Raw genomic sequence first — 25,620 nt, 5'->3', positions numbered from 1 at the left:
TCAGGAGAGGTGTGCAGGAGAGACCAATGAGCGAGCGCTGGACCCCTTCGAGCTGGCGGCGGCTGCCGATTCAGCAAGTGCCCGAATATCCGGATGTGGCGGCGCTGGAGGCGGTCGAACGTCAGCTCGCGAGCTTTCCGCCCCTTGTTTTTGCAGGTGAGGCCCGCAAGCTGAAGAAGAGTCTCGCCAAGGTGGCGGCGGGCGAGGCCTTCCTGCTCCAGGGCGGCGACTGCGCCGAGAGCTTCGACGAGCATTCGGCCGACAACATCCGCGATTTCTTCCGCGTCTTCCTGCAGATGGCGCTGGTGCTGACCTTCGCGGGCGGCTCGCCCGTGGTGAAGGTCGGGCGCATCGCGGGCCAGTTCGCCAAGCCGCGCTCCTCGCCCACCGAGACGGTGAACGGCGTCGCCCTGCCGAGCTACCGGGGCGACATCGTCAACGGCATCGGCTTCTCGGCGGAGGACCGCATCCCGGATCCGAGGCGCCAGCTCGAGGCCTATCGCCAGTCGGCCGCGACGCTGAACCTGCTGCGCGCCTTCGCGACCGGCGGCTACGCCAACCTGGAGAACGCCCATCGCTGGATGCTGGGCTTCGTGAAGGATTCGCCCCAATCCTCGGCCTACGAGGATCTGGCCCAGCGCATGACCGAGACCCTCGACTTCATGCGGGCGATCGGCATCAACCCGGAAGTGCACCAGGAGGTGCGCCAGACCGACTTCTACACGAGCCACGAGGCGCTGCTGCTCGGCTACGAGCAGGCGCTGACCCGGGTCGATTCGACGAGCGGCGACTGGTACGCCACTTCCGGCCACATGCTGTGGATCGGCGACCGCACGCGGCAGGCGGACCACGCCCATATCGAGTATGCCCGGGGCGTCAGGAACCCGGTCGGGCTCAAATGCGGGCCGTCGCTGAAGGCGGACGATCTCATCCGCCTGGTCGATCTCCTCAACCCGGAGAACGAGGCGGGGCGCCTCACCCTCATCTGCCGCTTCGGCGCCGACAAGGTGGGCGACCACCTGCCGGGCCTGATCCGGGCGGTGGAGCGCGAGGGCCGCAAGGTGGTGTGGTCGTGCGATCCGATGCACGGCAACACCATCACGGCGAGCGGCTACAAGACGCGGCCCTTCGAGCGGGTGATGAAGGAGATCCAGGGCTTCTTCGACGTCCACCGGGCGGAGGGCACCTATGCGGGCGGCATCCACCTGGAGATGACGGGCAAGAACGTCACGGAATGCACGGGCGGCGCGCGGGCGCTGACCGCCGAGGACCTGCAGGACCGCTATCACACCTACTGCGACCCGCGCCTCAACGCCGAGCAGGCGCTGGAGGTGGCGTTCCTCACCGCCGACCTCGTCAAGCGCGAGCGCAAGGACCAGGAGCGGCCGCGGATCGAGGCCGCCGAGTAGGCGGCCTCGTCGGGACGCCGATCATCGGGCCGGGACTGTGCTCCCGGCCCTTTTTTACGCCATCCTCCGTCGCCGATCCTCAGTGCAGATAGCCGAGGAAAAACAGAATCAGGATAATCGGCAGAGGAATACCGATCAGCCACAGAAGCCCACCTTTCAGCACCGTCGTCTCCTCCGTTTCAGGGTCCGAGATTGACGGAGGAACGGCGGGCGGAGACTGGAGTTCCACGATGGGCCTGCGGGCAATCTGCCGAGGCGCTCAGTCCCCTTCGGGGCGGAAGACGTAGCCGAGGCCGCGCACGGTCTTGATGAAGCGCGGATTGGCCGGATCGGGCTCGATCTTCTTGCGGATCCGGTTGATGCGCACGTCGATCGCCCGGTCGAAGGCGTCCGGGTCGCGGGCATCCGCGAGGTCGAGCAGGCGCTCGCGGCTCATCACCCGCTTCGGGTTGTCGAGGAAGGCCTTGAGCAGGGCGAATTCCGAGCGGGTCAGGATCTGCTCGGCGCCGCTCTCGTCGCGCAGGCGCAGGGTCTCGACATCCACGATCATGCGGCCGAACCGCACCCCGCCGCTCTCGCCGGCGGCTGGCTCCGGCGCCCGCGCCTGCGCGGCGCGGCGCAGCACGGAGCGGACCCGGGCCACGAGTTCCCGCAGCTCGCAGGGCTTGGGCAGGTAGTCGTCGGCGCCGAGTTCGAGCCCGACGACGCGGTCGATCGGGCTCGCCGTGGCGGTGAGCATGATGATCGGCACGGTGCTGCGCGCCTTGAGGTCGCGCACGATCGACAGCCCGTCCTCATCCGGCATGTTGAGGTCGAGCACGATGAGATCGGGCATGCGCTGGGCGATCAGCCGCCGCAGGGCCGGACCGCCGTCGCACAGCTCCACCTCGAAGCCGTGCATGCGCAGGTAGTCGCCCACCATCGCCCGGGCCTCGGGCTCGTCGTCGACGACGCAGATCCGCTGCGCTCCGGCACTCACGGCGCGGACCTCGGCGGATTGCGATGCGGCAGGACGCGGAGAGCGGTTGGGATCACCACCGAGGGACACGCACGGGATAAGGGATCGCGCACCACAATGGCGCCGAACCGCGCCCGCGTCCATGCTGGGATCAGGATCTGTCTTGTGGACCGTGAGCCGGATGGACAACACAATCCACCGCAGGCGGCGGGATAAGCGTTCTGATACGGTTTCCGGACGATCACTTTCGGAAACCGTATCACGAGCCCGCGCGGCGCCTGAGCGAGGCCGGTTTCCGCATCGCGAAGCGATCATCCGGAAACCGTATGAGACGCACCGGCGTGAACAGAAGCGATTTCACACCGCGCTCATCGATTTTGCAGGAACGGGACGGCCGCAACGGTCGTCTCCGAGACCGAATCGGTCCGCCGACCGCCCGGACGGGCTCAGGCGAGGCGTCGGCGCAGCGTCGCCGCGAGCCGCTCGGCGATCCGCTCGCGGGCCCGCCGCGGCAGGGCGCCCGGGGCCTCGTCCTCGATCAGGTCCGCGATCTGGGCGCGGCTCGGCTCCGCGGGCCGCGAATCCTGCAGCAGGCGGCGCAGGGCCTCCAGATCCGCGCGCCAGGGTTCCGCATCCGGGGCCGGGGCGCGGGCCTCGAGACCTGACTGGGTCGTGCAGAGCATGGCCGCTCTCCCTGGTTCGTCCGCCACCTCGCGACGGAAGAGCCGCGATCGAGACCGGACCTGTTGCGCGCGGATTGCGTCCCGGATCGCCCGGTTCTGCTGTGCTGTGCCGCACATCCCGCGCGGCTCCGGCCGCGCGGGCCGCCGCGATCCTGCGGAGCGAAGTCCGGGCCGGATCAGGCCGCACATTCCAGGAGCGCCGGCCGCTTCCGGACTCCGGACGAGCTTGTTCCGTGGGCCTCGCCCGGTCAGGATGCCGGCCCACGACTTGAGGAACGATGCGGGCGGACCGATGAGCGACGACGACATCTTGATCCTGGCGCCGGACGACGAGGCGGCACCGGGCGAGGCCGCGTCGGTCACGTGGCCGGTGGTGGTGGTGGACGACGATCCCGCGGTGCATGAGGGCACCCGCTTCGCGCTCGCGGGCTACGCCCTCGACGGGGCGCGGCTCGACATCCTCTCCGCCCATTCCGCCGCGGAGGCGCGCGCGCTGCTCGCCGACCGGGCGGGCGAGGTCGCGGTGATCCTCCTCGACGTGGTGATGGAGACCGAGGATGCGGGCCTGCGCCTCGTCGACTACATCCGCCGCGAATTGCGCGACGAGACCGTGCGCATCATCCTGCGCACCGGGCAGCCGGGGCAGGCGCCGGAGCGCCGGGTCATCGTCGATTACGACATCAACGACTACAAGGCGAAGACCGAACTCACCGCCGACAAGCTGTTCACCAGCCTGACCGCGGCCCTGCGGGCCTACCAGCAGCTCAAGCGCCTGGAGGAGACGCGGCGGGGCCTGGAGATCATCATCGACGCCGCGCCGATGCTGCTCGACTACCAGTCGATGCAGCGCCTCGCCGAAGGGGTGCTGACGCAGGTCGCCTCGCTCCTCAACGTCGCCTGCGAGGGCATCCTGGTGCTGCGGGAGAAGGCGGGCCTCGACGAGAGCCTCTGCGTGCTCGCGGGGTCGGGCTGCTACCAGCACCTCGTCGCCCCCGGCACGGCCGGGCCACCGGGCGCGGCGCTGCCCCTCGACGAGGATGTCCGCACCATCGTGGGCCGGGCCTTCGCGGAGCGGCGCCACATGTTCGGCGACCGCTGGTCCACCCTCTACGTCCACACGGCGAGCGGCAGCGAGATCGTGGCCCTGCTCAAGGCCGACCGCTCCCTCTCGGAGACGGACCGGGCGCTGATCGCGCTGTTCACCTCGCGCCTGTCGATCGCCTTCGACAACGTCATCCTGTACGAGCAGCTGCAGCGGGCCAATGTCGGGCTGGAGCAGCGGGTGGTGGAGCGCACCGCCGAGCTGATGCGGGCGAACCGCCGCCTCGCCCTCCAGCGCTCGGACCTGCGCCGGGCCAACCAGCTCAAGACCGAGATCCTCGGCACGGTCGCCCACGACCTCAAGAACCCCCTCGCGGTGATCCTCGGCCGCGCCGAGATGCTCGGCGACATGATCGGCACCCTGCCCCAGCCGGTCGAGGCCATGCGCGCGCAGGTCGGCTCCATCCGCGACTCGGCCCGGCGCCTCACCGCCATGATCGAGAGCCTCATCGCCGACGCGATGAACGACGCCCTCGACATCACCCTGCGGCGCGAGCCGGTGGATTTCGCCGCGCTTGCCCGCGAGGTGTCCGGGGCCAACGCGCCGCTGGCCGAGACCAAGGCGCAGCGCCTCGTCTCGGCGATCCCCGAGAGCCTGTTCATCTGCGGCGACGGCGAGCGCCTGCGCGAGGCCATGGACAACCTGATCTCCAACGCCATCAAGTACAGCCCGGCCGGCGCCGAGATCGTCGTCACGGTCGGGCGCGAGGGCGAGGACGTGATCTACGCGGTGCGCGATTTCGGGCCCGGCCTGTCGCCGGAGGACACGGCCCGGCTGTTCGGGCGCTTCCAGCGGCTCTCGGCCAAGCCCACCGGCGGCGAGGGATCGACCGGCCTGGGTCTCTCGATCGTCAAGCGCATCGCCGAATTGCACGGGGGCCGGGCCATCGCGGAGAGCCACGCGCCCGAGCCCGGCTCCACCTTCGCGATCCGCCTGCCCGTCATCGCCGTGGAGCTCGCCTGAAATTGCATCGCGCGTGCACATGCGCGCGAACGCAATCAAGGCGGGTCCACACGCAATCTGGCCGCAAATGCCCGCTTATGCTCCCGGTTTCCGCCGGGCCGGACGAATCGGGGCCCGGCGCATCGGCGTCGAGGGAGCAGGATGGAGCGTTTGCAAACGGCCGAGACCGCGGAGACCGGCCTCGGGCAGATCGTCGAGGCGGCGCATTTCTCGGCGATCCGCACGGTCCGCACGGAGGCGGACGCGCTCCACGCCCTCGCCCGCGCCCTCGACGGCGACCTGAAGGCGGGCTTCGCCGCGGCCGTCGCGGCCATCCACGGCATCCCGGGCCGCGTCGTCGTCTCGGGCATCGGCAAGAGCGGCCACATCGCCCGCAAGATCGCCGCGACCATGGCCTCGACCGGCACGCCGGCCTCCTTCATCCATCCCGCCGAGGCGAGCCACGGCGATCTCGGCATGATCACGCCGCAGGACATCGTCATCGCCCTGTCGTGGTCGGGCGAGACGACGGAACTCGGCGACATCGTGAGCTTCGCCAAGCGCTTCGCCGTGACGCTGATCGGCGTCACCTCGAATCCGCAGAGCACGCTGGGGCTCGCCGCCGACATCCTGCTGCCGCTGCCCCTCGTCAAGGAAGCCTGCCCGCACAATCTCGCGCCGACCTCCTCGAGCGTGATGCAGCTCGCGCTCGGCGACGCGCTGTCCATCGCCCTCCTGGAGCGGCGCGGCTTCTCGGCGAGCGACTTCAAGGTCTTCCACCCGGGCGGCAAGCTCGCGGCCCGGCTCAAGACCGTGCGCCAGCTCATGCATACCGGGGGCGAGATGCCGCTGGTGCCCCAGGGCATCCCGATGTCCGAGGCCCTGCTCGCGATCATGGGCAAGCGCTTCGGCTGCGCGGGCGTGGTCGATGCCGCGGGCCGGCTCGTCGGCATGATCACCAACGGCGACCTGCGCCGCCACATGGGCAGCGACCTCCTGCACCGCCCGGTCGACGCGATCATGACCGCCTCGCCGATCACCGTCCCGCCGGGCGGCTTCGCGAGCGCCGCCCTCGAACTCATGAACCGCCGCGAGATCACCGCCCTGTTCGTGGTCGAGGATGCCAAGCCGGTCGGGATCCTGCACATCCACGACCTGCTCCAGATCGGCGTCGCCTGAAGCCTTGCGCCGGGCCGGCATCCCGGTCCGGCCGGGGGCCGGCCCGATCCGCGGATCGACGATCCCGCGACCGGGCGTCATACTCTCCGGTAATCCTACCGACGGTTGTTCTGCCGGCCGGGCGAATTCCTTAACTTCCCGATCCCACAACTCATGGCGGACAAGGGCGGCCTCCCCGGCGCGGGGCGGTCGCGCCGGAGCATCCCGTCATGACCGCCACCGCCCCGCGAGGAGATGGACTGCGATCCCGGGCCGCCCGGTGGCTCCTCGCGGCCCTCGCGGCCGCCGGGGCCGCGTCCGGCCCCGCGCGGGCCGAGGAGCCGGTCCGGCTGCGGATCGTGGGCGGCCTCGCCGGGGTGCGCCAGTTCACGCAGTTCGAGGAGCCGTTCTGGGCGCGCGAGATGGCCGCCCGCTCGGGCGGGCGGATCGAGGCCAGCATCCATCCCTTCGACCGCAGCGGCCTGCGCGGCGAGGACATGCTCCAGCTCATGCGGCTCGGCGTCGTCCCGTTCGGCACCGCCCTCGTCTCCCTCGCCGCCGGGGAGGATCCGGAGCTGAGCGCCATCGACCTCCCGGGCCTCAACCCCGACACGGCGGCCCTGCGGCGGACCGTGGAGGCCTACCGGCCGCATCTGCGCCGGGTGCTGGATGAGCGCTACGGCATCGAGCTTCTCGGCATCTACGCCTATCCGGCCCAGGTGCTCTACTGCGCCCGGCCGTTCGGGACGCTCGGCGACCTGGCCGGCCGGCGGGTGCGCACCTCCTCGGTGAACCAGTCTGAGCTGGTCCGCGCACTCGGAGCGGTGCCGGTCATCGTGCCGTTCAACGAGACGGTCGGGGCACTCACCCGAGGCGTGGTGGATTGCGCCATCACCGGCACGCTGAGCGGGGCGGAGATCGGCCTGACCCGGGTCACGACCCACATCCATGCCCTCCCGATCAGCTGGGGCGTGTCGTTCTTCGGCGCGAGCCGTCAGGCCTGGAGCGAAGTGCCGCCCGATCTGCGGGCGATGCTCCGGCAGGGCATCGGCGACCTCGAGGACCGGATCTGGCGCATGGCCGAGGAGGACACGGCGCGGGGGCTCGCCTGCAGCACGGGCGAGACGGGCTGCGCGGATCTGAACCCCGGCCGGCTGACCCTGGTGCCGGTGAGCGCGGGGGACGAGGCGCGGCGGCGCCGGCTCCTCGAGGAGGCGGTGCTGCCGGGCTGGATCGAGCGCTGCGGCGGCTCCTGCATCGACGCCTGGAACGCGACGCTGGCCGCGGTGATCGGGATCCGGGCCGGTGGGCGCTGAGGCGGTCCGGGCCGGCGCGAAGCGGCGCGTCACCCTCGCGGTGGCGGCCGGCGTCGCCGTCCTGTCCGGCGCGCTCCTGGGGGGCAGCGCCCTCCTCCTGCAACGAACCCGCGAGACCGCCCGACACGGGGCGGAGCGCCACGTCGAGCGCACGGCCCAGACCCTCGCCCACGCGATCAACCGTCAGTTCCTGCAGATCGACGCGGCGCTCGCGAGCCTGCCGGTTCTGTTCTCCACCATCGAGGGCGCGCGCGGCGCGATCTCCGTCGATGCGGCGGGGCGCCTGCTGCGCGGCCTCAACGTCCAGAGCTTCGTGTTCCGCGACCTCATGCTGGTGCGGCGCGACGGCTCGCTCTGGGCCTCGGCCCGTGCGCGCTCCGCGATCGTCCCCCTCGACGAGATGATGCCGGAGCGCATCACGGGCGCGATGGTGCTGGCCGGCCCCGCCTACAGCCGGCGCACGGGCGAGTGGGCGATCTACCTCGCCCGCACCGTGACCTTGCCGGGAGAGGGCGAGCTGATGGCGGTGGCCGAGGTGCCGCTCGCCACGCTCCGGGCGCTGCTCGCCGAATCCGGCGAGCAGCCGGGGCAGCGGGTCGCCCTGGAGCGCCGGGACGGGCGCCTCCTCGCGGGCCTGCCGCATGACGAGCTCGCCACCGGACAGCCGCTGGCGCAGCCCATCAGCGGCCTTCGCCGCGACGGGGCGGCCTTCACCCTGCCCGGCGGCCCCGAGAGCCGGGAGCGCATCGCGGCGACCCGCCCGACGCTCTACGGCGACGTCGCCGTGGCGGTGACCCTGGAGAGCGACCAGGCCCTCGCCGACTGGGCCCGGGACCGCACGCGCATCGTCGCCACGGCCTTGCTGGTCGAGCTGATGCTCCTCCTCGCGGGCACGGTGCTCATCGTCGCGTGGCGCAAGTACCAGGACCTGCAGGAGGCCCGCGACCGGGCTCGGACCATGCTGGAGAGCGCCGTCGAGGCGATGGCGGACGGCTTCGTCATGTGGGACCGGGACGACCGCCTCGTGACCTTCAACCGGCGCTACCGGGACCTCTACGCCGCGAGCGCCCCCGCTTTGGTCCCGGGCACGCTGTTCGAGGACATCATCCGCTACGGCGTGAAGCACGGCCAGTATCCGCAGGCCGGGACGGACGGCGAGGCCTTCGTGCGGGAGGTCGTGGCGTGGCACCGGGGCGATCACGGCGCCCTCGAGCGCCTGCTGCCGGGCGGGCGCTGGGTGCTCATCACCGAGCGCCGCACCGCGACCGGCGAGATCGTCGGCATGCGCACCGACATCACCGCCCTGAAGATCGCGCTGGAGGACCTCGCGGCGGCCAACGACCGGGCGGGGCGCGCCATGGCCGAGGTGCAGGCGCAGAACGCGGCCCTGATCGAGCGCGACCACACCCTGCGCACCCAGAACCTGCGCTTCGACGCGGCCCTCGGCAACATGTCCCACGGGCTCCTGATGGCGGATGCCGCCGGCCGGCTGATCGTGGCCAACCGCCGCCTCGCCGAGTTCCTCGGCGTCGCGCCCGAGGCGCTGCCCGCGGGGGCGGCCATCGACCTCCTCCTCACCGACCTCGCCCTCTGCAGCCCCCTGGGCGATGGGGCGCTCGCCCAGATCCGCACCCGCCTGCGGGATCTCGCCGACCGCCAGCGGTCGGGCACCTTCACGGTGACGGGGTGGGACGGGCGCGCCCTCTCGATCAGCCAGCGGCCCATGGCGGATGGCGGCTTCGTCGCGATCGTCGAGGACGTGACCGAGCAGCACGAGGCCGAGGACCGCATCCGCTTCCTCGCCCATCACGACCCGCTGACGCGCCTGCCCAACCGCGTCCTGTTCCGCAGCCGCCTCGACGATCTCCTGCGAGGCGCCGGGCCTGCGCCGGGCCGGGCCGCCCTGCTCTATCTCGACCTCGACGCCTTCAAGGACGTCAACGACACCCTCGGCCATCCGGTGGGCGATGCGCTGCTCACCGCGGTCGGCGAGCGCCTCGTGGCCTGCCTCGGCACGCAGGGCATCGTCGCCCGGCTCGGCGGCGACGAGTTCGCGGTGGCCTGCGCGGCGGAATCCGCCGCCGCCGAGGCCCTGGCCCGCCGGATCATCACGGCCCTCGGCGCGCCCTATCCCCTCGCCGGACGGACGGTGCAGATCGGCGTGAGCATCGGCATCGCCCTGTCGGGGCCGGACGCGCCGGACGCCGATACCCTGCTCAAGAACGCCGACATGGCCCTCTACGAGGCGAAGGCCGGCGGGCGGGGCGTGCACCGCGTCTTCGAGACCCGGATCGCCGCGCGGCTGCACGAGCGGCTGGCGCTCGAGGCCGATCTCGCGGGGGCGCTCGACGCCGGGCAGTTCGAACTCGCCTACCAGCCGGTCTTCGATCTCGCGGCGGGGCGCGTCTGCGGCTTCGAGGCGCTGCTGCGCTGGAACCACCCCGTGCGGGGCTGCGTGAGCCCGGCGCGCTTCATCCCGCTCGCCGAGCAGACCGGCCAGATCGAGGCGATCGGCGCCTTCGTGCTCGACCGCGCCTGCCGGGACGCGGCCGCCCTGCCGCCCGGCATCCGCATGGCGGTCAACCTCTCGCCGGTGCAGCTGCGGGGGGAGGACATCGTCGAGCGCATCATGGCGGCCCTCGACGGGTCCGGTCTCGATCCGGCGCGGCTGGAGCTGGAGATCACCGAATCGGCGCTGCTCGAGAGCAACGAGCGCATCGTCGCGATCCTGGAGCGCCTCCGCGCCCGGGGCGTGCGGATCGTGCTCGACGATTTCGGCACCGGCTACTCCTCGCTCAGCTACCTGCGCACCTTCCCGTTCCACAAGATCAAGATCGACCAGTCCTTCGTGCGCGAGATGACGACGCGGGCGAACTCGCTCGCCATCGTGAGCGCGATCGTGGGCCTCGCCGACGAACTCGGGATGGCGACCACGGCGGAGGGCATCGAGACCGCCGACCAGCTCGACTTCGTGCGCAAGGTCGGCTGCCGGCAGGCGCAGGGCTACTTCCTCGGCAGGCCCCGCCCGATCCTCGCCGCCTACGAGACCCTGCGGGCGCGGCCGGAGGCGGCGGCGCTCGCCTCCTGAGGGCCCGCGGAACGGCCGGCCGGGGGCGGAACAGCGCCGGCCCGCCGGCGGTTGGCCCCCGACACCCGATGGAGGATGGCCCATGGCCGGCGAGAAGCCTCACGGCGACAAGACCCACGCCCAGGAACTGCGCACCATCGAGCACCGGGAGGGGCCGAACGTGCCGGCGGGCGGCGGCGCCCGCATCCGCACCAGCGCCGATCCGGTCCGCCCGCCGACGAATCATCAGGAGAGCCGGGACCACAACAAGCACAACAACCCCGGCCAGGAAGGCCACCGGCCCCAGAAGCACGGGCCGGCCGAGGAGAAGTCCTGAGGAGAAGTCCTGAACCCTCTGCCCGTCATCGGCACCTCGCGCCGCCTCACGCCGCCGAGATCAGCGCGATGCCGGCCGCCATCAGGGCGGCGCCGACGAGCCGGTGAGGGCCGGCGCGGCAGACCGGCATGCCCATCCAGCCGAAATGATCGAGGGCGAGCGAGGTCATCAGGTTCGCGGTGATGAGGAGGCCGTTGAACGCCCCCGCTCCTACCCTGTCGACGAGGAGCAGCCCCCCGAACACCGCCACCGCCCCCGCGAGGCCGCCGAGGGACGCCCACCAGGGCATCCCGGCGAGGTCCTGCCGGCTCGGCAGGGGCACGGGACGCAGGAGGAAGATCGTCAGGAACACGAAGACGATCGGCAGGAATGAGACCGCCGCCGCGAGCCAGGGATTCACGAGGGCCCCGCGCAGTTGCGCGTTGAGAACGACGCCCACGGCCTGGAGGGCGCCGGCCCCGAGCACGAAGGGGTAGAGCAGGCGCCCGTCGATCCCGTGCGCCCGCGCCTCCCCGGCGCCCGCCCCGCTGCGGCCCGCCCGGGCGATCAGCACGATGCCGCCGATCATCAGGAGCCCGCCGAGCCAGGGCAGGAGCCGGAAGCCGACCGCCGGCATCCCGAACAGCCCGAGGGCGTCGATGACGAGGGAGGTGAGGATGTTGCCGGTGATGAGGAGGCCGTTGAAGGGGCCGGCCCCGACCTTGTCGACGAGGGCGAGCCCTCCGAACACCGCGACCGCCCCCGCGAGGCCGCCGAGGGGCGCCCACCAGGGCATGCGGGCGAGCCCCTCGGCCGTCGGCAGCGGCACCGGCAGAACGGCGAACAGGGTCACGAACACGAAGACGATGGGGAGGAAGGACACCGTGGCGGCGAGCCACGGGTTCACGAGCGACCCGCGCAGGCGGGCGTTCATCGTGTTGCCGAGTGCCTGGAGGGCCCCGGCGACCAGAATGAAGGGGTAGAGCAGAGCGGCGGCGTTCACGGGAGCCTACGGCACGAGGAGGAGGCCGGCGAGCGCCAGCAGGAGGGCAGGAGGCATCACGAGCGCGCCGAGCTTCAGAAAGCGCCATGCCCCGACATCCTGCCCCTCCCGCCGGATGGCGGTGAGCCACAGGATGGTGGCGAGCGAGCCCGTGACCGACAGGTTCGGGCCGAGATCGACCCCGATCAGGATCGCGCCCGCGATCCGGTCGGACACGTCGGCCGCCTGCACCGCCGCGCCCGCGACGAGGCCGGCCGGCAGGTTGTTCACGGCGTTGCACAGGACGGCGACGAGGGTGCCGGCACCCCACGCGGTCCCGGCGGGGGCAGCCCGGGCGGCGTTCCGCAGGGTCTCGGCGACGAGGCCGAGCAGGCCGGTCTTCTCCAGGGCCTCGACCAGCACGAACAGCCCGGCGACGAGGGGCAGGACGCTCCACGACACGTCCTTGACCACGGCGACCGCGCCCTCCCGCTTCAGCGCGAGCACGAGGAGCGCGGTGGCGAGGCCCGCGAGGCAGGTCGGCAGGCCGAGATCGCGGCCCAGAGCCGAGGCGCCGATCAGCGCGGCCCCCGTCGCCAGGATGCCGAGGCCCGCGACGAGCCCGGTGCGGGAGAGGTCCGCCGTCGGGACGTCGCTGGCGACCGTCTGCGCCCGCAGGGTCGGCCCCTGGGTCCAGCGCAGCACGGCGTAGGTCGCCACGATCGCCAGCACGGAGGGCAGGGTGAAGCGCGCCAGCCAGTCGAGGAGCGGCGGCATGTGCGCCGCGTAGACGACGAGGTTGGCCGGGTTCGAGATCGGCAGGACGAAGCTCGCCGCGTTGGCGATGAAGGCGCAGACGAACAGGTAGGGCAGCGGGTCCTTCACCCGGGCGGCCTTGGCGGCGCAGTACACGGCGGGCGTCAGCACCACCGCGCAGGCGTCGTTCGACAGGAACACCGTCACCACGGTGCCGACGCCGTAGACGAGGGTGAAGAGCCGCGTCGCCGAGCCCCTCGCCCGGCGCACCGCGATGCCGGCGAGCCAGTCGAACAGCCCCTCCTTCCGGGCGACCTCGGCGAGCAGCATCATGCCGATCAGGAACAGGTAGACGTCGGTGCCCTTGAGCACCCCGTCCCAGGCCGTGCCGGCGGGCAGCAGGCCGAGGCCCACCAGCGCGGCGGCGCCCAGCACGGCCCAGATCGCCTCCGGCCAGCCGAGGGGGCGCAGGATCACCCCGAGGGTGGCGAGGGCTGCGATGCTCCAGGTCGCGATGGTGGGGGTGACGCTGAGCGCGCCCATGCGGGAATCTCCTGTCTGAGGCACGCCGAGGCCTGCGCGCGGCTCTCCGCACCGGTCGGATCAGGGAGGCGTAGCAGGAGAAGCTGGCGCGGGCCCGCTCATTCCGCCGGAACGGCGAGCGGGGCGGCGCCTTTCGCCGAGGGGGTCGGGGTGGGATCGATCCCGCGGGTCTCGGGCATGAGGAACAGGTAGAGGGCGAAGCCCGCTCCCGCGATCGCCGCCAGCACCAGGAAGGCGGTGGAATAGCCCGCCGCCACGATGATGATGCCGGCGAGCGAGGCGCTGAGCGCGGCGCCGATGCCCTGCGCCGTCGCGACCGCCCCCTGGGCCACGTTGAAGCGGCCGGTGCCGCGGGTGAGGTCCGCCACCACGATCGGGAACAGCGCCCCGTAGATGCCCGCCCCGATCCCGTCGAGACACTGCACCGCCACAAGGTAATAGGGATTGTTCGAGAGCGTGTAGAGCACGCCGCGCAGGGCCAGGATGCCGAAGGCGACGAGGAAGATCGGCTTGCGCCCGAAGCTGTCGGCCTTGTGGCCGACCAGGATCGCCATCGGCACCATCACGCATTGCGCCGCCACGATGCAGACCGCGATGAGCGAGGTCGCGTAGTCCTTGCCCGAGACGTGGGTGAGGAGCTGGCCCACCGAGGGGAGCATCGCCGCGTTGGAGAGGTGGAACAGCGCCGCGAGGCCGGCGAACAGCACCAGGGTGCGGTTCTGCAGCAGCATCCGCCAGCCCTCGGGCTGGTGGGCGCCCGCGGGCTCGGCGGCGGAATCAAGGCCGCGGGCGAGATCGTCGTCGATCTCCTCCGCCCGGATCATCAGCATGGCGCCGATGCTGAGGGCGGCCAGCACCGCCATCAGCCAGAACACCACGATCGGGCCGAACCAGTAGGCGGTGACGCCGGCGATCACCGCCGAGACCGCGTTGCCCGCGTGGTTGAAGCCCTCGTTGCGGCCGATGCGCTTCGAGAAGGCCTTCGGGCCGACGACGCCGAGCGTGATCGCGGCCAGGGCCGGCGGGAAGATCGCGCCCGCGATCCCGGCCAGCGACTGGGTGGCGGCGACGAGCGCGAAGTTGGTGATGAAGGGCAGCGCGAGGCAGCTCAGGGTGACGGCGACCGCGCCCGCGATGACGATGGCCCGCTTGTGGTGCGTGCGGTCGATGAGGGCGCCGGCCGGCGTCTGCGCGATCAGGCCGGCGATGCCCGCGATGGTCATCACGAGGCCCGCCGTCGCCTCGTTCCAGCCCTGGTCGGGCCCGCGCACGGCGATGAGGTAGATGGCGAGGTAGGGGCCGAGGCCGTCGCGCACGTCGGCCAGGAAGAAGTTCAGGGCATCGAGACCGCGCAGCGCCCGGGTGGACGGGGTCGGGTCCGCTGCGCGCGCGGCCGGACGCAGGTCGCTCATGACGATCTCCGCGAGGTTGAATTCGGAACGGGAGAACCGGCTGCCCGGTCGGCCGCACAGCGGTGTGCCGCGATAATTGATGCTGCGTGGGATTAGTTCCCGGCGAGAACCGTGGGTTTTCCGTTCAAGTTTACGGGAGACATCCTCTGGGGCAGTATCGTGCCCCGCGAAGTGTCGGAGGCTCCCCGAACGGGGCGGCCCGTGCGGCACGCGTGACGCTTCTACCCAGGCACCCGGCTCGTAGGCTGAGGCGGCGGCGGACCGGATAGCCGGATCCGGGCGCGGGATCAGCCGCCCCGGATCCGGCCGGCCACCCCGCCGAGCACCACCGTCTGCCCCTGCAGCATCAGGGCGGCGTCGCGGATCAGCCCGGCCGCCCGCATCGCCGCCGCCCGGGCGCGGCCGGCTTCGAGCGCGTCCGCCACGGCCTCGGGCGACAGGGGGGCGACGCCCACCGTGACGGGGCGGGAGCCCAGATCCGAATCCGGATCCAGGCTGTCGGCCGGGGCGCGCCGGATGCCCGCATGCCCCGGCAGGTCGACCGCGTTGGCGATCAGGGTCGCGGCGGCGTCGGCTCCCGCGGCGTCGCGGGCGAGCACCGTGACCGAATCCGCGATGCCCAGCGAGAAGGAGCGGCCCTGCCGGCCCGAGGTGGCGATCCCGCCGATCCCGTCGCCGTGGCGGATGATCACCCGGCCGTTCAGGGCCGGCACCGAGCCGCGCGAGAAATCCCCCGCGACGCCCACCGCGAGGGTCTCGCCCGCGGTGAGATGGAGGGCGATGTCGCCGCCGTCGTTGACGAAGGCCCTGTCGAGGGGGGCCTCCTCCACCATCGCGGCCAGGAGTTCGTCCGCCACCGATCCCGCCACCGCCGCCATCGGCGTCAGGAAATCCCGGTGCGGGCGGCAGGCTGCCACCATCCGGCGGGCCACCGCGCCCGCCACACGGGGCCGCGCGCTCATCGGCTTGCGCAACTCGGGGAGTTCCGCGACGAGTTCGCCGAGCAGGGTCGCGAAGCGGGCCGCCACGGCCCGGTAGGCCTGCGCCACCGCGGCCTCGGCGCCGTCGGCCCGCAGCACCACGTCGATCGGCCCGTGCTGGAGGTGGAGCCGCCCGCCGGACAGCGCCTGGACGCGCGCGCCCTCCACGGGCGTCAGCCGAGCTTGGCGATGAGGCGGTTGAATTCGGCCGCCTCCGCCGGGGTGAGGGGATCGAGGGTGCGGGCGGTGACCTCGGCGCCGCGGCTCTTCATGGCCTCGATCACGCGACCGCCCTCCGCGGTGAGGGCGAGGAGCACGAGGCGGGCATCGTCTGGATCCGGGGTCGGCCGCACGAGGCCGCGGGCGGCGAGGCGGCGGGCCACCCCGTACATCGTCGCCGGATCGATGCCGACATGGCGCCCGAGCAGGTTCTGCGAGGTCGGCCCGAGGTCGTGGAGCTTGGCCATGGCGGTGAACTGCACCGGGGTGACGTCGAAGTCCCGCATCACGGCCTCGAAGATCGCCGAGGCGCGCTGATGCGCCCGGCGGATCAGGTAGCCGACCTGCTCCTCCACCCGGTAGACGCGCACCGCCTCCGGGTCGATGCGGGGTGCCGCCAGCCGGCGGCCGGGCTCGCTCACGGAATCTCCCGCGGGCCGCCCCGCAGGGGCCAGGGATTTCCGGACCGCCAGGATTCGTGGCGGGCGCCGGGGCCGACGTCGCGCAGGAGATCGGTCATCGCCACCACGTCGCCCATGTGCCCGCCGAGATCGGCATAGAGGGCGCGCGGCAGGGTGAACTCGATCGGCGCCACGATGGCGGGCGTCGGCACGGAGCCGAAGGCGTTGCCGGGCAGCCGCGTGACGTCGGCCATCACCGTGATGCCGCCCCCCGGCCACACCGTCACGGGCGCCCCGCCCATGGTCACCCGGGTCTCGCCGGCCGCCACCGAGCGGGTGAGGCGCACCGGGTTCTCGGTCACGCCCGCCCGCAGGGAGCCGCCGGCGCCCGCCATGAACAGCACCGTGCACAGCGACGGCTCGCAATTCTCGCCGATGCGCTCCACCACCGCGCGCACGGCCGGGGGCATCTCGGCCGGGACCGGGGTGAGGCTCTCGTCGAGGACGAGCCAGAGGGCGTGCTCTCCGGTGGTCGAGGTCATCAGCAGGCGCAGGCCCGGCCACGCGGTCTTGGGGTCGATGGCCTGGATGATCGCGAGCGGGTCGGCGATGTCGGTGCCGCCCCAGCCGATGCCCGGATTGGCCACCTGGAAGTAGCGCCCGGGGGTCGAGCGGCGCCCGCGCACCCGGATGCCGGAGGGGCACATGCCCAGCACCTTGCCGGCCTGATGCTCGGTGAGCACCCCGGTGATGTGGTCGTCGACCACGATCACCTCGTCGGCGTGGCCGAGCCATTGCTGCGCGAAGATGCCGACCGTCGCCGAGCCGCAGCCGACCCGCATGCGCTGCTCGGGGGCTCCGTCCACGATCGGCGCGCGGCCCGCCTGGACCACCACCTCGTGGCCCTGGTCGATGGTGAGCGTCACGGCCTCGCCGGAGCAGAGCGCGAGCAGCGTCTCGCAGGTGACGCTGCCCTCCTTCTTGGAACCGCCGGTGAGGTGGCGCACCCCCCCGATCGAGAGCATCTGCGAGCCGTACTCGGCGGTGGTGACGTGGCCGACCTCCTCGCCGCCGGCACGGATCGCGGCCCGCTCGGGCCCGAGATGGCGGTCGGTGTCGATCTTCACCTTGACGCCGCAATAGCTGAAGATGCCCTCGGTCACGACCGTGACCGTCTCGACCCCCGCATGCTCGCTCGCCACGATGAAGGGGGCGGGCTTGTAGTCCGGGTAGGTGGTGCCCGAGCCGATGCCGGTGACGAAGGTGCGGGCCGGATCGAGCGCGCGCCCGTCCCACGCGGCGCCCGTGAAGGGCACGAGCGGGCCGCCGGCCTCCACCGTGTCGTGCAGGAGCACGACGGGATCGGTGCGCACGAGGTGGCCGTCCTGGTTGGCGTAGCGCGCGCAGGCACCCGCGCGCCCCGGCCGGATCCGGCAGAGCACCGGGCAGGCATCGCAGCGCACGATGCCGTCGGCTTCCGCGGCGCCGAACTTCTTCGAGCGGGCTTCGACGGAGAGGGCGTCAGCGCTCATGGCAGGCTCCGCGTGCACTCATCCCCGGATGAGCTGGGTCCTTCAGGCAAGACGCGGAATCTCCGCTTCCGCGCGCGGTCTTGGCCTGCACCGATCGCGATCGCAGGCTCATCGGCTGAACCAGACCGGAGGACGGCGCGCTCCCCAGCATGAGGAGCCGCTGTGAAGGCCACGAAGGGGGGCCGATCCGGACGTCCGGGCAACAAGGAGCGGAGCCTTGCACGCCGGACCGATGGCTGAGTGACCCGCGGCTCCCGCCTCCGATCCGGCGGCTCCCGCGTCGCGCCTGCTGCCTGCGCACGGGCCTGCTGACGGACGCCCGTCATTCCGCCGCCTCCCGTCCCTGCAGCGCCGCGTGCAGCCGGTGGGGCAGCACCGGCACGCGGGTGAGTCGTGCCCCCGTGGCGTGGCGGATGCCGGCGAGGATCGCCGGGGCGGTCGCCACCAGGGCCGGCTCGCCGACGCCCTTGGCGCCGTAGGGCCCCTCCGGGTCCGGATCCTCGATGATCCGCACGTCGATCTCCGGCACGTCGCCCGCCGTGGGAATCAGGTAGTCGTGCAGGTTCTCGGTGCGGCCGGGGATGAACTCCTCCATCAGCGCGAGCCCCAAGCCTTGCGCGATGCCGCCGTGGATCTGGCCCTCGACCAGGGTCGGGTTCACGGCGCGCCCGACATCGTGGGCGGCGATGATCCGCCTCACCCGCACGGTGGCGAGCACCGGGTCGACCTCCACCTCCGCCACCTGCGCGGCGAAGCCGTAGGTGGCGTAGGGGATGCCCTGCCCCTCCGCGTCGAGGGCGGTGGTCGGCGGGTCGTACCAGCCCTCCCCGGAGAGCACCGCGCCGGTGGCGTCGGGGGGAAGCGTCGCGAGGTCGATCACGCGGCTCGCCGGCCCGTCCGCGATGGACAGCCGCCCGCCGTCGAGGGAGAGCCGCGCCTCCGGCCCGGCATTGGCGAGCGCCAGGATGCGCCGCCGCAGATCCTCGCCCGCGAGCCGCGCCGCGTTGCCCGACACGAAGGTCTGGCGCGAGGCGGAGGTCTTTCCGGCGTCGTAGGTCAGGTCGGTGTCGCCGATCACCGAGCGGAAGCGGTCGGGGGCCAGGCCGAGCGCGTCGGCGGCGATCTGGAGCAGCACCGTCGAAGAGCCCTGCCCGATATCGACCGCCCCGTTGAGGAAGGTGAGCGTGCCGTCGCTCCCGAGCGCGATGCGCATGCGCGAGGGATTCGACATCGAGGTGTTGCCGCAGCCGTACCACATGCAGGCGAGGCCGATGCCGCGCCGGATCCGGGCGCTGCCGGCGTTGAACGCCTCCGCCTCCGCGACCAGGCGGAAGAAGTCGTCGCGCAGGGCATCGAGGCATTGCGGCAGGCCGGCCGAGGCGTGCAGCACCTGCCCGGAGGCGGTGGTGTCGCCGTGGTCGAGGGCGTTGCGGCGGCGGATCGTCCAGCGGTCGATGCCGAGCCGCTCGGCGAGGTCGTCGATCAGCGTCTCGGCCGCCAGGGTGGCCTGGGGCACGCCGAAGCCCCGGAAGGCGCCGGCCGGGGTGTCGTTGGTGTAGATGGCCCGGGTGCGGTTGCGCAGATGCGCCACCCGGTAGGGGCCCGGCGCGTGGACCGGCACCCGGTTCGCGACGGTCGGCCCCCAGGAGGCGTAGGCGCCGGTGTTGAAGTCGCCGTCGAGCTCGAAGGCGGTGAAGCGCCCCTCGGCATCCGCCGACATCCGGGCCCGGATCGTCGCCGGGTGGCGCTTGGTGGTGGAGGCCATGCTCTCGATGCGGGTGAAGACCATCCGCACCGGCCGGCGGGTGAGCCACGCCGCCACCGCCAGGATCGGCTGGAGCGAGATGTCGAGCTTGCCGCCGAAGCCGCCGCCGCAGGCCGTGGGCACGATCCGCACGGCGGCGAGGGGGAGGCCGAGCACGCGGGCGACGTCCTCCTGGTCCATCACCGGGGCCTGGGTGCAGGCCGTGACCTCGATCCGGTCGCCGACCCGCCGGGCATAGCCCGCCTCGGGCTCGATATAGGCGTGCTCCACGAAGGCGGTCTCGAAGGCGCCCGCCGCGGTGGCGGCCCCGGCCGCGTGGCCCACGGCGACGTCGCCCCGCGTCAGGCGGCCGTGGGTGAGCACGTTGTCGGGCACGCCCGCGTGGAGCGGGGCGGCCCCCGGCGCCAGCGCCGCCGCGGCGCCGGAGAGGGCGGGCAGGATCTCGTAGGCGACCGGCAGGTCGGCATCGGGGAAGTCCTCCACCGCCGCCCGGGTGCCGACCAGCGCCGCGACCGGGTCGCCGCGCATCCGCACGAGCCCGTCGGCCAGGACCGGCTGGTCCTTGATGTGGGCAAAGACCCCGAAGGAATTCTCGCCCGGGATGTCGCGGGCGGTGAGGATGCGCGTCAGGCCCGGATGCCGGGCGAGGACCGGGCCGAGATCGCCGATGCTGAAGCGGGCCGCCGCGTGGGGCGAGCGCACGAGGCGCAGCCAGAGGGCATCCTGCGGCTGGTGGTCGGCCCCGAAGCGGTCCGTGCCCTCGACCTTGGCGCGCCCGTCGATGCGGGCCATCCGGGCGCCGACGGCGGCGCCGGGTTCCGGCGCGGGCGCCAGGGCGTTGGCGCCGCGGGCCACGTCCATCACCGCGTCCACGATCTTCACGTAGCCGGTGCAGCGGCAGAGCACGCCGCCGATGGCGTCCGCGACGGCGCGGCGGTCGGGCTGCGGATTGCGGCGCAGCCCGTCCGCGGCGGCCAGGATCATGGCCGGCGTGCAGATGCCGCACTGCGCCGCCCCGTGGGCCAGGAAGGCGTCGCGCAGGCGGTCGATCAGCCCGGTCGGGTCGCGGCCCTCGATGGTGGTGACCGCGCGGCCCTCGGCCTGGGCGGTCGGCACCAGACAGGCGCAGACCTGCTCGCCGTCGAGAAGCACCGTGCAGGCGCCGCAATCGCCCGCCTCGCAGCCGATCTTGGTGCCGGTGAGGTGCAGCCCCTCCCGCAGGGTGTCGGCGAGGCTCGCGAAGGGCGCCGCCGCGACCGTGCAGGCGACGCCGTTGACGGTGAGGGCGATCGGGAGCGCGGTCTCTTGCGTCATCAGGCGGCCCTCCGGCCGGAGGTCGGGTTCAGGGCGGCGAGACCGTCCGCCACCAGGGCGCGGGCGGCGGCCATGCGGTAGGCGGCGCTCGCCCGCACGTCGTCAATGGGCGCGAGATCCGCGAGGTGGTGCGCTCCGACGAGGCCGGGCGCCTCGGCGAGCGGGACGCCGCGGAGATCCGCCTCGAGGGCGCCGAGGCGCCGGGCCACCGCCGCGCAGGCGCCGACCGCGATGCGGGCGTCGTGCACGCGCCCGGCCGGATCGGCCTCGACCGCGAAGGCCGCCATGGCGATGGAGATCACGAGGTAGCGCCGCGCCCCGAGCTTCTCGAAGTGGCCCTGCCCCGCGCGCTTGGGGATGCGGATCGCCGTCACGAGGTCGTGCGGCCCGGCCGCGGTGGTGCGGTAGCCGGTGAAGAAATCGGCGGCGGCGACGGCGCGGCCCGAGACCTCGAAGACCGCGTCGAGGGCGAGCAGGTTCGGGATGCCGTCGCCCGCGGGCGAGGCCGTGCAGGCATTGCCGACGAGGGTGCCGCGGTTCTGGATCTGCACCCCGCCGACCACCCGCCCGGCGGCCTTGAGCCCGTCGAGGAGCGGCGGCAGGTCGGTGCGGATCAGGTCGGTCCAGGTGGCGAGCGCCCCGATGCGCCAGTGGTCGCCCTCCTCGGCGATGCCGCGCAACGCGGCGATGCCGGAGATGTCGAGGATGTCGGTGCGGATGGGGTCGCCCCAGGCCCGGCGGGTGGCGGCGGCCGGGTAGACGTCGGTGCCCCCCGCCAGCACGGTGACCGCGTGCTCGCGGCGGATGGCGAGGGCGTCGGCGAGGGAGGCGGGCCGGAAGTAGCGCATCAGCCCCGCCTCCCCCACAGCGTCTCGGCCTCCTCGGCCGTGTAGTAGCCGCGCCCGACGTCCCGCGCGATCAGCGCCGGATCGCGCTCCCGCGGATCGCCGTAGCCCCCACCCCCCGGGGTCATGATCTCGACCCGGTCGCCGGCCCGGATGGCGATGTTCTGGTCCTTCGACAGGTGGAGCGGCGTGAACACCTCCCCGTCGCGGTGGATGCGCACCACGTTCGGCGCCCCGTCCTGCCCGCCCCGCGCGCCCGGCGGGCCGAAGCGGCCGTGATCCATCACGAAGGAGGCGCGGGCCTCGCCCCGCAGCAGCTCCACCTCGTAATGCACCCCGAAGCCGCCCCGGTGGGCGCCCGCCCCGCCGGAGCCCTCGCGCAGGGCGAAGCGGCGGAACAGCACCGGGTAGTACTGCTCCATCACCTCGACCGGCGCGGTCTTCGAGATGCCGATGGTCGAGCAGCCGTTCGACAACCCGTCGTGATCGGCGTTGCCGCCGTAGCCGCCGCCGGTGATCTGGTACATCACGTAAGGGGCGTTCTTCTCCGGATCGAAGCCGCCCAGCGCGAAATTGCCGGAGGTCCCGGCGGGCGCGGCCGTCACCCGCTCGGGGATCGCCTGGACGAGGGCGAGGAACACGGCTTCCGCGATGCGCTGGCTCACCTCCGCGGCGCAGCCCGAGACCGGGCGCGGGTAGCGCGCGTCGAGGAAGGTGCCCTCGGGCCGGTGGATCACCAGGGGCTCGAAGGTGCCGGCGTTGATCGGCACGTCCGGGAAGACGTGCTTCACCGCGAGGTAGACCGACGAGTAGGTCGTTGCGACGACCGAGTTCATCGGCCCGCGGCAGGGGGGCGAGGAGCCGGCGAAATCGAAGGTGAGGGTGTCGTCCCGTTTCGTCACGGTGAGCGCGATGCGCAAGGGCGCGTCCACCACCCCGTCCGAATCGACGAAGGCCTCGCTGCGGTAGGTGCCGTCCGGGATCTGGCGGATCTCGGCCCGCATCCGCTCGGCCGAGCGGGCGCGGATCTCCGCGATGGCCTGATCGAGCGTGGCGCGGCCGAACTTGGCGAGGAGGTCGTTGAGCCGGGTCTCGCCCACCGCGAGCGCCGCCGCCTGCGCCTTGATGTCCCCGATGCGCTGGTCGGCCACCCGGATGTTGGAGCTGATGATCGAGACGATCTCCGGATCCATCGTGCCGCGCTTGAACAGCTTGACCGGCGGCAGGCGCAGGCCCTCCTGCTCCACCTCGGTGGCGTGGGCCGAGAAGCCGCCCGGCACCATGCCGCCGATGTCGGGCCAGTGGCCGGTATTCTGCAGCCAGCAGAACAGCGCGCCCTCCACGAAGACCGGGCGCACGAAGCGCACGTCCATCAGGTGGGTGCCGCCGAGATAGGGGTCGTTGACGATGTAGACGTCGCCCGGCTCGGGCGCCCCCACCCTCCCCTCGCGGATGAGCCGGATCAGCTCGCCCGTCGAGTGCTGCATGGTGCCGACGAAGACCGGCAGCCCGTACTCGCCCTGCGCGATCAGCGCGCCGGTGTCGCGGTCGTAGATCCCGTCCGAGCGGTCGTCGGCCTCGGCGATCACGGGCGAGAAGGCCGAGCGCGAGAAGGCGATGTCCATCTCGTTGCAGACCTGCTGCAACCCGGCCTGGATCACCGCGAGGGTGAGGGGATCGATGGCGCTCATACGCGGATCCTCAGGTTGCCGATGGCGTCGACGGTGGCGGTGGCGCCGGGCTCGATCACCGTGGTGGCGTCGACCTGCTGGATCACCGCCGGCCCGGCGATGCGGGCGCCCTCGGCCAGGCGCTCGCGGGCATAGACCGCCGCCTCGTGCCAGCGCCCCTCGGCGTGGAGGGGGCGGGTGCCGAGCCGCGCCCCCGCGAGGTCGGTGCGGGCGGCCGGATCGAGGAGCGCGGCGAGCGGGAAGGCCCGGCGGCGGCCGATCACCGAGGTGACGAGGTTGACGACCACCGCGCGGATCTCCGGCAGCCGCACCTGGAAGCGCCGGTAATAAGCGGCCTCGAACAGCGCCTGGAGGTCGGTCCGGGTGATGTCCGGGCCGGGCAGGGTCACGCGGATCAGGTGCGTCTGCCCGCGGAACTGCATGTCGGCGCCGTAGGTCACCGCGACGGCGTCGATCTCGGCCCGCTCCTCCTCGATCACCGCGCGGGCTTCCGCCTCCTGCGCCTCCAGCACGGCGCGCAGGGACTCCATGTCGAGCCCGTCGAGGGGCCGGTTGAGGGTGTTGATCCGGTCCTGGCGCAGGTCCGCCACGAGGCAGCCGAGCGCGTTGGTGAGGCCGGGGCGGGCCGGCACCAGCACCTCCGGGATGCCGAGTTCGCGCGCGAGCGCCACCGCGTGGAGCGGCCCCGCGCCCCCGAAGGCGAACAGCACGAAGTCGCGCGGGTCGTAGCCGCGCGAGAGCGACACCATGCGGATCGCCCCCGACATGTGCACGGTGCCGAGGCGGATCACCGCCGCGGCGGCCTCCTCGACGCTCATGCCCAGCGGCCCGGCGAGGTCGCGCGCGAAGGCGGCGCGGATCGCGTCGAGGGAGACGCCCTCGCGCACGGCGGTGAGTCGCTCGGGGTCGAGGCGGCCGAGCACGAGGTTGGCATCGGTGATGGTGGGCCGCGTGCCGCCGCGGCCGTAGCCGATCGGGCCGGGCTCGGAGCCGGCGCTCTCGGGGCCGACCTGCAGCATGCCGGCCCGGTTGACCGAGGCGATGGAGCCGCCGCCCGCGCCCACCGTGTGCACGTCCACCATCGGCAGGTGGATCGGCAGCCCGTAGGCGAGGGTCAGCTCCGCCGAGACCTCCGGCACGCCGCCCGCGATCAGCGCCACGTCGGTGGAGGTGCCGCCCATGTCGTAGGTGATGGCGTTCGACAGGCCCGATTGCGCGAGCGTCGCGGCGGCGGCCATGACCCCCGAAGCCGGTCCCGACATCACGGTCTTGGCGGCGGCCTCGACCACGCGGCCCGCCGGCACGGTGCCGCCATTGCCGTTCATGACGAGGAGGTCGCGGGCGAAGCCCTGGGCGGCCAGCTCCTCCTGGAGCCGGCGCAGGTAGCGGTCGAGGATCGGCTGGACCGCGGCATTGACCGCGGCGGTGGTGCCCCGCTCGTATTCGCGGAACTCCGAGAGCAGCGAATGGCCGAGGGTGACGTAGGCGTTCGGCCAGATCTCGCGGGCGATCTCGCCCGCCCGCCTCTCGTGGGCCGGGTTGGCGTAGGCGTGCAGGAAGTGGATGACCAGGGCCTCGCAGCCCGCGGCCAGGAGCGCCTGGACGGCCTCGCGCACGGCCGCCTCGTCGAGGGGCGTGCGCACGCGCCCGTCCGCCATCACGCGCTCGGGCACCTCGCGGCGCAGGTCGCGGGGGATCAGCGGCTCGAAGGTGCCGAACAGCCCGTAGGGCTTGGGCCGCGTGCGCCGGCCGAGTTCCAGCACGTCGCGGAACCCCGCCGTGGTGACGAGGCCGACCCGGGCGGTCTTGCGCTCCAGCACGGCGTTGGTGGTGGCGGTGGTGCCGTGGATGACGAGGTCGAGATCGGCGGGGGCGGCCTCCGCGGCCGCGATCGCCGCGAGCACGCCGCCGGCTTGGTTGCGCACGGTGGTGGGCACCTTGGCGAGGCGCACCCGGAGCGGCCCGCCCGGCTCGGCCTCGGTGAGGAGGAGGTCCGTGAAGGTGCCCCCGACGTCGATGCCGGCCACGCGTCTCATCGGGCGGCTCCCCGGGTGCGACCGCCGAAGCCGGTCGCGAGAACCACGCAGCGCTTCCGCTGCTCCCCTTGTCCCGGACGACCGAGGCGAGAGCGGAGGACGATCCGGGAAAGGGGGAGGTGGAGGGACCCGACCCGCAACACCGAACGCCGTCGCCCCTGCCCCGGCCCCGGATCATCTGAGAGATTCGCCA

Annotated in this window: 18 protein-coding genes; 6 read left to right on the top strand and 12 right to left on the bottom strand. The window is 72.9% G+C overall.

What is annotated here, in order from left to right:
• Positions 1 to 26: 26 nt before the first annotated feature.
• Positions 27 to 1,409, top strand: a complete 1,383-nt coding sequence (locus ACE101_RS02340; RefSeq protein WP_379125931.1) for a class II 3-deoxy-7-phosphoheptulonate synthase — start codon at positions 27 to 29, stop codon at positions 1,407 to 1,409.
• Between the two features lie 259 nt (positions 1,410 to 1,668).
• Here the strand turns inward: ACE101_RS02340 and ACE101_RS02335 are convergent, their stop codons facing one another.
• The gene (locus ACE101_RS02335; protein WP_379125930.1) at positions 1,669 to 2,388 is read right to left on the bottom strand and encodes a response regulator; all 720 of its coding nucleotides are present in this window, start codon (positions 2,386 to 2,388) and stop codon (positions 1,669 to 1,671) included.
• 425 nt (positions 2,389 to 2,813) lie between these two features.
• Positions 2,814 to 3,050, bottom strand: a complete 237-nt coding sequence (locus ACE101_RS02330; protein ID WP_379125929.1) for a hypothetical protein — start codon at positions 3,048 to 3,050, stop codon at positions 2,814 to 2,816.
• A 292-nt stretch (positions 3,051 to 3,342) separates the two neighbouring features.
• On the opposite strand from ACE101_RS02330, the gene ACE101_RS02325 reads away from it, so the two are divergent.
• The 5 genes from ACE101_RS02325 (at position 3,343) to ACE101_RS02305 (ending at position 10,972) form a co-directional block, all read left to right on the top strand.
• Entirely contained in the window at positions 3,343 to 5,115 is a 1,773-nt protein-coding gene (locus tag ACE101_RS02325) for an ATP-binding response regulator (RefSeq protein ID WP_379125928.1), read from the top strand.
• Positions 5,116 to 5,256: 141 nt separating this feature from the next.
• A complete protein-coding gene (locus ACE101_RS02320) occupies positions 5,257 to 6,273 on the top strand; it encodes a KpsF/GutQ family sugar-phosphate isomerase (RefSeq protein WP_379125927.1) in 1,017 nt (338 codons plus the stop codon).
• A 209-nt stretch (positions 6,274 to 6,482) separates the two neighbouring features.
• Entirely contained in the window at positions 6,483 to 7,568 is a 1,086-nt protein-coding gene (locus ACE101_RS02315) for a TRAP transporter substrate-binding protein (protein WP_379125926.1), read from the top strand.
• Positions 7,558 to 10,656, top strand: coding sequence for an EAL domain-containing protein (locus ACE101_RS02310; RefSeq protein WP_379125925.1), 3,099 nt, complete (start codon positions 7,558 to 7,560; stop codon positions 10,654 to 10,656). Before ACE101_RS02315 ends, ACE101_RS02310 begins: the two co-directional genes overlap by 11 nt.
• 82 nt (positions 10,657 to 10,738) lie before the next feature.
• Positions 10,739 to 10,972, top strand: a complete 234-nt coding sequence (locus ACE101_RS02305) for a hypothetical protein (RefSeq protein ID WP_379125924.1) — start codon at positions 10,739 to 10,741, stop codon at positions 10,970 to 10,972.
• A 46-nt stretch (positions 10,973 to 11,018) separates the two neighbouring features.
• Here the strand turns inward: ACE101_RS02305 and ACE101_RS02300 are convergent, their stop codons facing one another.
• The 10 genes from ACE101_RS02300 to ACE101_RS02255 form a co-directional block, all read right to left on the bottom strand.
• Positions 11,019 to 11,954 carry a DMT family transporter gene (locus ACE101_RS02300; RefSeq protein ID WP_379125923.1) on the bottom strand — a complete coding sequence of 312 codons (936 nt, stop codon included), beginning with the start codon at positions 11,952 to 11,954 and terminating at the stop codon, positions 11,019 to 11,021.
• 6 nt (positions 11,955 to 11,960) lie between these two features.
• The gene (locus tag ACE101_RS02295; RefSeq protein WP_379125922.1) at positions 11,961 to 13,232 is read right to left on the bottom strand and encodes an arsenic transporter; all 1,272 of its coding nucleotides are present in this window, start codon (positions 13,230 to 13,232) and stop codon (positions 11,961 to 11,963) included.
• Between the two features lie 98 nt (positions 13,233 to 13,330).
• Positions 13,331 to 14,644 (bottom strand): MFS transporter, encoded by a 1,314-nt coding sequence (locus tag ACE101_RS02290; RefSeq protein ID WP_379125921.1) that lies wholly within the window; start codon positions 14,642 to 14,644, stop codon positions 13,331 to 13,333.
• A gap of 287 nt (positions 14,645 to 14,931) precedes the next feature.
• On the bottom strand, positions 14,932 to 15,792 hold the full coding sequence (locus ACE101_RS02285) for a UPF0280 family protein (protein ID WP_379125920.1): 861 nt from the start codon (positions 15,790 to 15,792) through the stop codon (positions 14,932 to 14,934).
• A gap of 5 nt (positions 15,793 to 15,797) precedes the next feature.
• On the bottom strand, positions 15,798 to 16,265 hold the full coding sequence (locus ACE101_RS02280; protein WP_379125919.1) for a MarR family winged helix-turn-helix transcriptional regulator: 468 nt from the start codon (positions 16,263 to 16,265) through the stop codon (positions 15,798 to 15,800).
• Positions 16,262 to 17,776 carry a 6-hydroxynicotinate reductase gene (locus ACE101_RS02275; protein WP_379125918.1) on the bottom strand — a complete coding sequence of 505 codons (1,515 nt, stop codon included), beginning with the start codon at positions 17,774 to 17,776 and terminating at the stop codon, positions 16,262 to 16,264. The genes ACE101_RS02280 and ACE101_RS02275 overlap by 4 nt, the downstream gene beginning before the upstream one ends.
• A gap of 322 nt (positions 17,777 to 18,098) precedes the next feature.
• The gene (locus ACE101_RS02270; RefSeq protein ID WP_379125917.1) at positions 18,099 to 20,855 is read right to left on the bottom strand and encodes a molybdopterin-dependent oxidoreductase; all 2,757 of its coding nucleotides are present in this window, start codon (positions 20,853 to 20,855) and stop codon (positions 18,099 to 18,101) included.
• Complete coding sequence (locus ACE101_RS02265; protein WP_379125916.1) at positions 20,855 to 21,703, bottom strand: FAD binding domain-containing protein; 849 nt, start codon at positions 21,701 to 21,703, stop codon at positions 20,855 to 20,857. Before ACE101_RS02265 ends, ACE101_RS02270 begins: the two co-directional genes overlap by 1 nt.
• Positions 21,703 to 23,391, bottom strand: a complete 1,689-nt coding sequence (locus ACE101_RS02260) for a hydantoinase B/oxoprolinase family protein (protein WP_379125915.1) — start codon at positions 23,389 to 23,391, stop codon at positions 21,703 to 21,705. The genes ACE101_RS02265 and ACE101_RS02260 overlap by 1 nt, the downstream gene beginning before the upstream one ends.
• On the bottom strand, positions 23,388 to 25,427 hold the full coding sequence (locus ACE101_RS02255; protein ID WP_379125913.1) for a hydantoinase/oxoprolinase family protein: 2,040 nt from the start codon (positions 25,425 to 25,427) through the stop codon (positions 23,388 to 23,390). The genes ACE101_RS02260 and ACE101_RS02255 overlap by 4 nt, the downstream gene beginning before the upstream one ends.
• Between the last annotated feature and the right edge of the window lie 193 nt (positions 25,428 to 25,620).

Source organism: Methylobacterium carpenticola (assembly GCF_042748905.1).
Taxonomy (GTDB): Bacteria; Pseudomonadota; Alphaproteobacteria; order Rhizobiales; family Beijerinckiaceae; genus Methylobacterium; species Methylobacterium carpenticola.
This window is presented reverse-complemented; position numbering and strand designations above follow the sequence as displayed.

Bases quoted from the DNA above. Each gene is read 5' to 3' on its own strand.
- ACE101_RS02340 (WP_379125931.1), top strand. From the start codon at position 27: ATGAGCGAGCGCTGGACCCCTTCGAGCTGGCGGCGGCTGCCGATTCAG.
- ACE101_RS02330 (WP_379125929.1), bottom strand. From the start codon at position 3,050: ATGCTCTGCACGACCCAGTCAGGTCTCGAGGCCCGCGCCCCGGCCCCG.
- ACE101_RS02325 (WP_379125928.1), top strand. From the start codon at position 3,343: ATGAGCGACGACGACATCTTGATCCTGGCGCCGGACGACGAGGCGGCA.
- ACE101_RS02320 (WP_379125927.1), top strand. From the start codon at position 5,257: ATGGAGCGTTTGCAAACGGCCGAGACCGCGGAGACCGGCCTCGGGCAG.
- ACE101_RS02315 (WP_379125926.1), top strand. From the start codon at position 6,483: ATGACCGCCACCGCCCCGCGAGGAGATGGACTGCGATCCCGGGCCGCC.
- ACE101_RS02305 (WP_379125924.1), top strand. From the start codon at position 10,739: ATGGCCGGCGAGAAGCCTCACGGCGACAAGACCCACGCCCAGGAACTG.
- ACE101_RS02295 (WP_379125922.1), bottom strand. From the start codon at position 13,232: ATGGGCGCGCTCAGCGTCACCCCCACCATCGCGACCTGGAGCATCGCA.
- ACE101_RS02290 (WP_379125921.1), bottom strand. From the start codon at position 14,644: ATGAGCGACCTGCGTCCGGCCGCGCGCGCAGCGGACCCGACCCCGTCC.
- ACE101_RS02275 (WP_379125918.1), bottom strand. From the start codon at position 17,776: ATGAGCGCTGACGCCCTCTCCGTCGAAGCCCGCTCGAAGAAGTTCGGC.
- ACE101_RS02270 (WP_379125917.1), bottom strand. From the start codon at position 20,855: ATGACGCAAGAGACCGCGCTCCCGATCGCCCTCACCGTCAACGGCGTC.
- ACE101_RS02265 (WP_379125916.1), bottom strand. From the start codon at position 21,703: ATGCGCTACTTCCGGCCCGCCTCCCTCGCCGACGCCCTCGCCATCCGC.
- ACE101_RS02260 (WP_379125915.1), bottom strand. From the start codon at position 23,391: ATGAGCGCCATCGATCCCCTCACCCTCGCGGTGATCCAGGCCGGGTTG.
- ACE101_RS02255 (WP_379125913.1), bottom strand. From the start codon at position 25,427: ATGAGACGCGTGGCCGGCATCGACGTCGGGGGCACCTTCACGGACCTC.